This window comes from Sphingomonas sp. (assembly GCF_036677245.1).
Classification (GTDB): Bacteria; Pseudomonadota; Alphaproteobacteria; order Sphingomonadales; family Sphingomonadaceae; genus Allosphingosinicella.
Genome location: NZ_JAKFCG010000077.1, coordinates 1 through 8,845 on the forward strand (window position 1 = coordinate 1; position 8,845 = coordinate 8,845).

Consider the following 8,845-nt stretch of genomic DNA (forward strand, 5'->3'; position numbering starts at 1 on the left):
CGCTGCTCGCGCCGCACGCCAAGCGCGCCGAACACCGCCGCCATCGCCGCGACTCGGTCGGCGAGATCGCCGTAAGTGGTGCGGCCGTCGCGATCGATCACCGCCACTTTATCCGCGCGTTCGGCGACATTGTGGTCGAGCAGATCGCATGCGGCGTTGAAGCGTTCGGGAAGGTCGGCGATCGTCCGCGCGCTGCTGCTATCCATGTCCGCTGTCAATGTCCGTTCCCCTCCCTCGCGCCGTTCAAGGCGTCTCGTTCCAGCGACGGGCCGGCATAGGAGCGCAGCTGTTCGTCATCAGCAAGCCTTGCTCCAAGCTTTTGCTCCTCAGGCAGCCCTCACATATTCGAAATCCACGCCATTGTTGTTGATGCCGCGATCGGGCGGCGCGATCCAGTTGGCAATCTTGCCGATCTCGCGCACCGGCACCATCAGCGATTTCACATAGTCGCGGTCGGACTGGCTCGGCAGCGCCGCCTCGATCTCGGCACGCGAGGCGGGGGTTCCGTCGACGCCGAGATCGGCACCCGCCCAAAGCCCGACCTTGCGGTTGAAGCGCTCGGAGGGGAGCCGAAGCGCGGCGTCGAAGCCCGCCTTGGCGATCGTCCGGTTCCAGCGCGTCAGGCCGATCTCGCAATCGCGCACATAGGCTGAGCGGGTAATGTAGTTCATCGCGTTGCGGGTCGCCACATCCTGCGGGCCGTCGGGCGTGTCGAGCGTCTCGACGGTCTCGCTCGCGTCGTGATCGGCGAAATTGTCCTCGTCGGGGCGGCCCTTGAGGCCGTTGGCGAAATAGGTGGCGGCGTTCGACGAGATTTCCGAGCCGAACAGGTCCAGCGCCGAGGAATACCAGAAATTGATGTAGCGCTGCATCAGCGGCAGATCGACCACGCCCGCCTTGCGCAGCGCGACCGGATCGTCGCCCTGCTTCTGCATCTCCTCGAGCGTCCGCTTGATCACCCGCCCGAGGCCGGTCTCGCCGACAAACATGTGATGCGCTTCCTCGGTGAGCATGAACTTGCAGGTCCGGGCGAGCGGATCGAAGCCCGATTCAGCGAGCGACTTCAATTGATATTTGCCGTCGCGATCGGTGAAGTAAGTGAACATGAAGAACGACAGCCAGTCGTCGATCGGCTCGTTGAACGTGCCGAGGATGCGCGGATTGTCGATGTCGCCCGAGTGCCGGTAGAGCATGTCCTCGGCTTCCTCGCGCCCGTCGCGCCCGAAATAAGCATGGAGCAGATAGACCATCGCCCAGAGGTGGCGGCCCTCCTCGACATTGACCTGGAACAGGTTGCGCATGTCGTAGAGCGACGGCGCGGTCAGCGCGAGCAGGCGCTGCTGCTCGACCGAGGCTGGCTCGGTGTCGCCCTGGGTGACGATCAGCCGCCGCAGGATCGAGCGATATTCGGACGGGACCTGCTGCCAGGCCGGCGTGCCGCGATAGTCGCCGAAGCCGATCTTTCGATCCTCCTGCTTGTCGGCGAGGAAGATTCCCCAGCGATAGTCGGGCATCTTCACATAGCCGAAGCTCGCCCAGCCCTTGGCATCGACCGAGGTGGCGGTGCGCAGATAGATTTCATGATCCTGATAGAGCTCCGGCCCGAGCTCCTTCCACCAATCGAGGAAGGCCGGCTGCCAGTGCTCGAGCGCGCGCTGCAGGCCGCGGTCGGTCGACAGATCGACGTTGTTGGGGATACGGGATTGATAATCGATCGCCATCACGGCTCTCCTGGAAAGATCAGACGCGCTTGACGTCGAAATCGGCGCGCCGGCCGGTGCCGAACAATTTGAGCGCCCCGCCCTCGCCGACCGCATTGGGGCGGATGAAGATCCAGTTCTGCCAGGCCGAGAGCCGGCCGAACACCTTCGACCAGACGGTCTCGGGACCGGCGAAGCGAAGGCTCGCCTCCATTCCGGTCAGCGCATCGGGCGAGAGGCTCGCGCGCTCGTCGATCGCCATCCGCACTTCCTCGTCCCAGTCGATGTCGTCGGGCGCGAAGGTGACGAGGCCGAGGTCATGCGCCTCCCCCGACGGGATCGGCGTCCGCGCGACCTCGCGCAGCTCGTCGAGCCGCTCCGGCGCACCCTGGAAGCGGCTGGCAAGGCGGCCGAGGCCGTTGGCCATCGGATAGAAGCCGAAATTGGCCTCGCCGAGCTGGATCACCGGACCATCGGCCGGATCGGACAGCATCTCGATCATGTAGCTGCGGTCGGCCGCGAACAGCAATTCTGCGAGCGTTCCGGCAAACGCCGAGCCCGGCTTGACGATGGCGTAGAGCGAGCGCGACGAGACATCGAGCCGCGACAAAGTCCGCCGCAGCATGCCGAGCACCTCGTTGACGAACCAATGATCGGCGGCGGCCGCCATCGCCGCATCATAAGCAAGCACCTTGGCGCCGTCGCCGCGAGTCTCGAGCAGCCACAGGCCAAGCGTCGGCTCGTTGGTGCGCAGCATCAGGATCGCATCGTCGAGCTCGCGCGCGACAATGAGCGGCCAGAAGCCCGCGCCCTCGGCGTGGATCGCTTCGCCGCCCTCGGGCGGGCTGCCTTCGGGGGCGGACACACAGATCGTGGCGAAGCGGCGCGTGCGATCGAAGCGCACGTCGACCTGACTGTAATGATAGCCTTCGTCATCGATCGTCCGCGCGAGCGGGGTCAACGCGACGCCAACGCCAGCCTGCGCCGCCGCCGGCCGGCGCGATTGCGCGGCGAGTAGATCGGCGCGCGCCTTGACCGCTTCGGCCCAGCGGCCTGGCGTCGCGATATCGTCGACCAGCCCCCATTGCTTCGCGCGCCGGCCGCGCACGCCTTCCTCGGAGGTGCAGAAGACGTCGGCGAGGTCGCGCCTCACCTTGCGCTTGTCGACCACCCGCGTCAGGCCGCCGGTGCCGGGCAGGACCGCGAGCAACGGAACCTCGGGGAGCGAGATCGCCGAGGAACGATCGTCGACCAGCAAGATCTCGTCGCAGGCGAGCGCGATCTCATAGCCGCCGCCGGCGCAAGTGCCGTTGACCGCGGCAAGGAATTTGAGGCTGCCGCTGGCCGAGCTGTCCTCGAAGCCGTTGCGGGTCTCGTTGGTGAACTTGCAGAAATTCACCTTCCAGTCGTGGCTCGACTGGCCGAGCATGTAGATGTTCGCGCCCGAGCAGAAGATGCGCTCAGCGGCCGACGTGAGGACGACGCAGCCGACCTCGGGATGCTCGAACCGCAGCCGCTGGACGATGTCGTACAATTCCATGTCGACGCCGAGGTCGTAGCTGTTGAGCTTGAGCTTGTAGCCCTCGACCAGCCCTCCATCGGGATCGACGTTCATCGCAACGGTCGCGACCCGCCCGTCGATGCTGAGCTGCCAATGGCGCCACGCGCCGCCCTGCCGCTCATAGGTGAACAGCGGGCGCTCGTCCGCTGCCGAGGCACTCGTGGCGTCGGCCGATTTAACGGGCGAGGACTGGGGGGCGGGCGCAAGATTGGTGGCCATGGCGATGCTCCTGAGACCGATCTGCACTATAGATCATTTTATTGGACTGCAAGAATTATAATTCATTTCAACAGCTCGACAGCCAGCCGCTCGAGGCAGTCGACCGTAGCGTCGAAATCCTGCGCCGACGTGTCGAGCCGCGCCTCCGCGCGCGCATAATCGGGCGAGCGGGCGGCGAGAATGGCCTTGAGATCGTCCATCGCATTGCGGTTGCTCGCCATCGGCCGGAAGTCGCCTTGCGCCATCACCCGGCTCATATGTTCGTCGGGCGAGGCTTCGAGCCAGACGCTGTGCGCGCTCTGCAGGATCCGGTCGTAGAGGCCCGTATCGGCGACGATGCCGCCGGGCGTGGCGATCACCGCCGCCTCGTGCCGTGCGACCACTTCCTCCCACGCCTTATGCTCGTAGCGGCGAAGCGCACCGGGACCGCCAAACTCGATCAGGAAGCGCATCTCGCCGCCATAGGCGCGCTCGACCTCTTTCGACAGCTCGATGAACGGCACGCCAAGCCGCTCCGCCAGCGCCGTCCCCAGCGATGATTTGCCGGCACCGCGCAGCCCGACCAGGACCAAGCGGCGGGCCTTGGATTGATCATAAGGCGCCGGCTGCTGCAGGGTTTCGAGCACGGCCGGCAGCCGCACTTCGGGAAGGCGCCGCAGCGCCGCGGCCGCTTCGGCCCTGATCGCGCTGCGCTCGCCGCCGAGCGGGAGCAGATCGGCGACCGCCAGCTCGAGCGCGCCAGCGAGCGCGGCCAGCACGCCGACGGTGGGGTTGGCGGTGCCGGCTTCGATATGGGCAAGATAACGCTCCGATGTCGCCGACAAGGTCGCGAGCTGGCGGCGCGTCAGGCCGGCCTTGGCGCGGGCGGCGCGAAGCCGCTGGCCGACCTCGCCCGCACCCCCCTCCGCGATTTCTGCTCTTGGCTGAGCCATCTTGGCCTCTTGCAAAACTGCTATATATTACATATAAGCATTCGAACTATATTTCCGGGAGTCCCCAATGTCGAGTGAGCGGATTGGAATTTTCGTCGCATCGGTCACCGGCCTCGCGGATATTTGCGCCGAGGAGATCGCCGCCGCGCTCGACTCAGTCGGTGCCGCCAACGAGACGCGGCGGATGGATGGGCTCGACGTCGAAGCGCTTGCCGGCTTCGACACGATCTTGATCGTCTCCTCGACCTACGGCCATGGCGAGATTCCCGACAACGGCCAGGCATTGTTCGAATCGATCGAACGATGCGACAGCCTCGCGGGCAAGAAATTCCTCGTCTTCGGGCTCGGCGACCGAACCTTCTCGGACACCTTCTGCCGGGCCGGCGAGCGTTGGGACGAATTGCTCGAAAGCAAGGGGGCGATCCGCATCGCCCCGCTCGAGCGCCACGACGCCTGCTCGGGAACGCTTGCCGAGGATGAAGCCGCCGCCTGGGCGGCGCGCTGGGCCGCAACCCTCAAGCTCGCCGCCTGAGCCCGGTGGCTGGTCCAGTGGCCGGTGACGCCGAGCCGGCGGCGCTGCTCGCGATCGATGGCAAGGTCGCGACGATCACGCTCAATCGCCCGCAACGGCTGAACGCGTTCAACCTCGCGCTTCACGAGGCTTTGCGCGCGGCTTTCGACCGGATCGAGCAGGACGGCGCCATCCGCGCCTTGATCATCACTGGCGCCGGCCGTGCGTTCAGCGCGGGCCAGGATCTGGGTGATCGCGCCGCAGCGTTCGATGCCGGCACACCGCCTGACCTGGGCGAGCTGCTCGAACTTCATTACAATCGCCTGGTGCTGCGCATCGCGGCGCTGCCGGTCCCCGTCATCGCAGCGGTCAACGGCATGGCGTTCGGCGCCGGGGCGGCGCTCGCGATCGGCTGCGACGTCACACTCGCCGCCGCGTCGGCGCAATTCGTGTTCGGCTTCGGGCGGGTCGCGCTCGGGCCCGACGCCGGCACGAGCTGGTTCCTGCCGCACCGGGTCGGCCCTGGTCGCGCGCTGGCGCTGACGCTCACCGGCGAAGCGGTCGACGCCGCAAGGGCCGAACAGATCGGGCTGATATCCCGGGCGGTGCCCGACGAGGCGCTCGCGCAGGAGGCGCACGCTCTCGCCGAAGCCTTTGCCAAGGGGCCGCGCGAGGCGCTCGCTGCGACCAAGCAGCAGATGCGCACCGCCTTCCTGGGTTCGCTCGAATCGGCGCTCGCCGGCGAGGCGGCGATGCAGCGGCGGCTCGGCGCGACCGACGATTATCGCGATGCGGTCGCGGCCTTCGCGGAAAAGCGCCCGCCGCGCTTTCGCTGACCCGGAAAAGCCACGGCCCGCGCCGCGCCGCCTTTTCCAATCGTCTCGTCTTCGGCTAATGAAGGCAGGAAATTCCGAGCACGGAACACATAGGAGAGTCGATATGGCGTCGAGCCCGCAGCTTCTCTGGCCGCACAATCACAACGAAGTGCCCAAGGAGGTGTTCTTTCGCGACGACATCTACCAGGCCGAGCTCGAGCGTATCTTCTACGGCCCCGAATGGCATCCGGTCGCGCATGAGAGCGAGGTGCCGAACAACGGCGACTATAAGACGAGCAACCTCGCCGGCGTGCCGTTGCTGATCGCGCGCGGCCAGGACGGCGTGGTGCGGGTGTTCTACAATTCGTGCTCGCACCGCGGGAACCAGGTCGAGACCGCGCCGATGGGCAACAAGAAGGAGTTCGAGTGCCCCTATCACCGCTGGCTGTTCAGCACCGAGGGCAAGCTGATCGGCTGTTCGAACGAGCGTGAGTTCTCGCCCGGCTTCGACCGCAAGGATTATCCGCTCGCCCAACCGCGCACCGAGAGCTTTCTCGGGCTGATCTTCGTCACCATGTCGCCCGACACCGAATCGCTCGACGAGTTCCTCGGCGAGCTCAAGCCGACCTTCGCCGCGCTGATGGGCGGCGACGGACGCTTGAAGCTGCTCGGCTACCAGAAGGTGCGCTACGACAGCAATTGGAAGGCCTATACCGACAATGACGGCTATCACGCGCCGTTGCTCCACCAGGCGTTCAAACTGCTCAACTGGCAGGGCGGCAACGGGCGCCAATATAATGCCACCAAGCGCGGCCATATTGGCTTCGAGGCAGCGCTCGCAGTAGCGAGCGGCCACAATGTGCTGCAGGATCCGTCGATCATCGCGTTCAAGGGCCAGGATCCGGCGGTCGGATCGCGCATCGTCAACATTTTCCCGACGTTCGGCGCGGTCAAGCATCTCGACGTGATCAACTTCCGCTATGCGATGCCGATCTCGACCGAGAAGGTCGAGGTCCATTATGCTTATTATGCGCACGCCGACGACGACGACGAGATGGCGCTTCACCGCCTGCGGCAAAGCTCCAACCTGCTCGGGCCGTGCGGGCTGATCAGCATGGAGGATGCGTCGATCTTCCATCGCGTCCACATCGGCAACAAGACGCCCGGCAACGCGATCTTCCAGAAAGGCGTCACCGACCGCGATTCGATCCCCAGCGAGATGCTGCAGAACGACGAGACTGGGCAGCTGCGGCGCTGGGAATATTATCGCGAGGTGATGGGCTTCGAACGCGCGGCGGCGTAACCCCCGCGCGGCGCAGAAGCCCGGCTCAGCCGCGCGCCGAAGCTTAAGCGGCGCCGCGTGCCGCTCTAGCCTGGGCGCTCTTCTTGAGACGATAGTCGAGCTGCGGACGGGTGATACCGAGCATCCGCGCGCCTTCGGATATGTTGCCGCCGGCCTTGCGCACCGCGGCGTGCAGCAATTCTTCCTCGAGATCGTCGAGCGACAGCTCCGAGCCGAGCAGCCGGTCGAGCGCCAGATCGACCGCGCTCCCGCCGACCTGCATGTCGGCCGCCATGCCCGCCGGCTCGGAATGGCAGACGTTCAAGCGGCCATCGCCCGACATTTCGAGCATGTCGCTGTCGAGCCGCTCGCCCGAGGTGAATAGGTGGAAGACGTCGATCGGCTCGCCGTCCGGCACCAGGATCACGCCGCGCTCGATCACATTCTCGAGCTCGCGGACGTTGCCGCGCCACTCGTAGGAATAAAGGGCGTGGATCGCGCGCTGGGTGAAGCCCGAGATGCTCTTCGAGTGGCGCTCGCAGAATTGCTTGAGGAAATAGTCCATCAACAAAGGGATGTCGGCGCGCCGTTCGCGCAGCGGCGGGATGCGGATCGGGAAGACATTGAGCCGGTAGAAGAGATCCTCGCGGAACAGGCCGCGGCGCACGCAATCCCGCAAATCCTCGTTGGTCGCGGCGACGACCCTGACGTCGACCGACCGGGTCTTGCCGTCGCCGACCCGCTCGATCTCGCGCTCTTGCAGCGCGCGCAGCAATTTGCCTTGCGCGGGCAGGGTCAAGGTGCCGATCTCGTCGAGGAACAAGGTGCCGCCGTTCGCCCGTTCGAAGCGGCCCGGGCGCGACGTGACGGCGCCGGTGAACGCCCCCTTCTCAACCCCAAACAGCTCGGCCTCGAGCAGATGCTCGGGGATGGCGGCGCAATTGACCGCGACGAAGGCAGCATCGGCACGCTTCGAGATGCGATGCAGGGTCTGGGCGAAAATCTCCTTGCCGACCCCGCTTTCGCCGAGCAGCAGCACGGTGGCGATGGTGCCGGCGACCTTTTCGAGCGTGTGGCAGACGACGTTGAAGCCGGTCGAGGCGCCGACCAGCATCTTCTTCCAGCCGCCGGCTGTCGGAACTGCCGCGCCGCTCTCATCGCCGCCAAGCGGTGCGACCGGGGCTGCGGTAGTGGCGCGCGACACCGACAATCTGTCCTGGTTGACGAACGATTGCGGCTGGAGGTGGCGCAGATCGTCCTGCGCCTCATCGCCCCATTCGGAAACCGGCTTGCCGATAATCCGGCAGACGTCATGGCCGGTCGAGCGGCATTCGACCTCGCGGTAGAGGATCGGCCGCCCCATGAAGACCGAGGTGTAGCCGGAGGCATAACCGATCTGCATCCAGCAGGCGGGCTCGCTGCCGATGCCGTAGGCGGCGATATGGACCTCGTCCTCGCAGCTGTCATGCCACAGGCAGTCGGCGAAGAATTGTCCCGACGGGACATCGGCCTTGATCTGGACGACCTCGACCCGGACGAGCCCCTCGAGCGCGTGCAGCTGCGGCCCGGCGAGGAAGAAGTCGTTGAACGAGCCGCCGCGGACCTTGTTCGCCATTTCGGCGTCCTGCGCGCCCGACGCATAACCCATGCGCATCATCAGCGCGCGCGCCGCCGAAAGCCCGAGCGTCTCGACCAGCTCCTGGCGCAGCGCCCCCAAGGAGCGGCTGTGCATCAGCAGCATCCGATTGTCGTCGAGCCAGATCCGCCCGGTGTTCGGCGAAAAGCGCAGATGCGCGGCGAGGTCGCGGATGTCGGGTATGTCGAA

General features: G+C 66.0%; 8 protein-coding genes. 3 read left to right on the forward strand and 5 right to left on the reverse strand.

The window, feature by feature from the left end:
• From V6M48_RS09025 to V6M48_RS09040, 4 genes are all read right to left on the reverse strand, one after another.
• Window positions 1–206 (reverse strand): AMP-binding protein (locus V6M48_RS09025; RefSeq protein ID WP_332812210.1); only part of this gene is annotated, 206 nt, incomplete at its 3' end.
• Between the two features lie 120 nt (window positions 207–326).
• Window positions 327–1,721, reverse strand: coding sequence for a benzoyl-CoA 2,3-epoxidase subunit BoxB (gene boxB, locus V6M48_RS09030; protein ID WP_332812211.1), 1,395 nt, complete (start codon window positions 1,719–1,721; stop codon window positions 327–329).
• Between the two features lie 19 nt (window positions 1,722–1,740).
• Complete coding sequence (gene boxC / locus V6M48_RS09035) at window positions 1,741–3,480, reverse strand: 2,3-epoxybenzoyl-CoA dihydrolase (protein ID WP_332812212.1); 1,740 nt, start codon at window positions 3,478–3,480, stop codon at window positions 1,741–1,743.
• Window positions 3,481–3,542: 62 nt separating this feature from the next.
• A complete protein-coding gene (locus tag V6M48_RS09040) occupies window positions 3,543–4,412 on the reverse strand; it encodes a shikimate kinase (RefSeq protein ID WP_332812213.1) in 870 nt (289 codons plus the stop codon).
• A 67-nt stretch (window positions 4,413–4,479) separates the two neighbouring features.
• Here V6M48_RS09040 and V6M48_RS09045 point away from each other — a divergent pair, with 67 nt between their 5' ends.
• From V6M48_RS09045 to V6M48_RS09055, 3 genes are all read left to right on the forward strand, one after another.
• Complete coding sequence (locus V6M48_RS09045; protein WP_332812214.1) at window positions 4,480–4,944, forward strand: flavodoxin family protein; 465 nt, start codon at window positions 4,480–4,482, stop codon at window positions 4,942–4,944.
• Window positions 4,945–4,961: 17 nt separating this feature from the next.
• Window positions 4,962–5,759 (forward strand): enoyl-CoA hydratase-related protein, encoded by a 798-nt coding sequence (locus V6M48_RS09050; RefSeq protein ID WP_332812215.1) that lies wholly within the window; start codon window positions 4,962–4,964, stop codon window positions 5,757–5,759.
• A 103-nt stretch (window positions 5,760–5,862) separates the two neighbouring features.
• On the forward strand, window positions 5,863–7,041 hold the full coding sequence (locus V6M48_RS09055) for an aromatic ring-hydroxylating oxygenase subunit alpha (RefSeq protein ID WP_332812216.1): 1,179 nt from the start codon (window positions 5,863–5,865) through the stop codon (window positions 7,039–7,041).
• Window positions 7,042–7,084: 43 nt separating this feature from the next.
• On the opposite strand, the gene V6M48_RS09060 is transcribed toward V6M48_RS09055, so the two are convergent.
• A partial coding sequence (locus tag V6M48_RS09060) for a sigma-54-dependent Fis family transcriptional regulator (protein ID WP_332812217.1) occupies window positions 7,085–8,845 on the reverse strand: 1,761 nt, incomplete at its 5' end.

Bases quoted from the DNA above. Each gene is read 5' to 3' on its own strand.
- boxB (WP_332812211.1), bottom strand. From the start codon at position 1,721: ATGGCGATCGATTATCAATCCCGTATCCCCAACAACGTCGATCTGTCG.
- boxC (WP_332812212.1), bottom strand. From the start codon at position 3,480: ATGGCCACCAATCTTGCGCCCGCCCCCCAGTCCTCGCCCGTTAAATCG.
- V6M48_RS09040 (WP_332812213.1), bottom strand. From the start codon at position 4,412: ATGGCTCAGCCAAGAGCAGAAATCGCGGAGGGGGGTGCGGGCGAGGTC.
- V6M48_RS09045 (WP_332812214.1), top strand. From the start codon at position 4,480: ATGTCGAGTGAGCGGATTGGAATTTTCGTCGCATCGGTCACCGGCCTC.
- V6M48_RS09055 (WP_332812216.1), top strand. From the start codon at position 5,863: ATGGCGTCGAGCCCGCAGCTTCTCTGGCCGCACAATCACAACGAAGTG.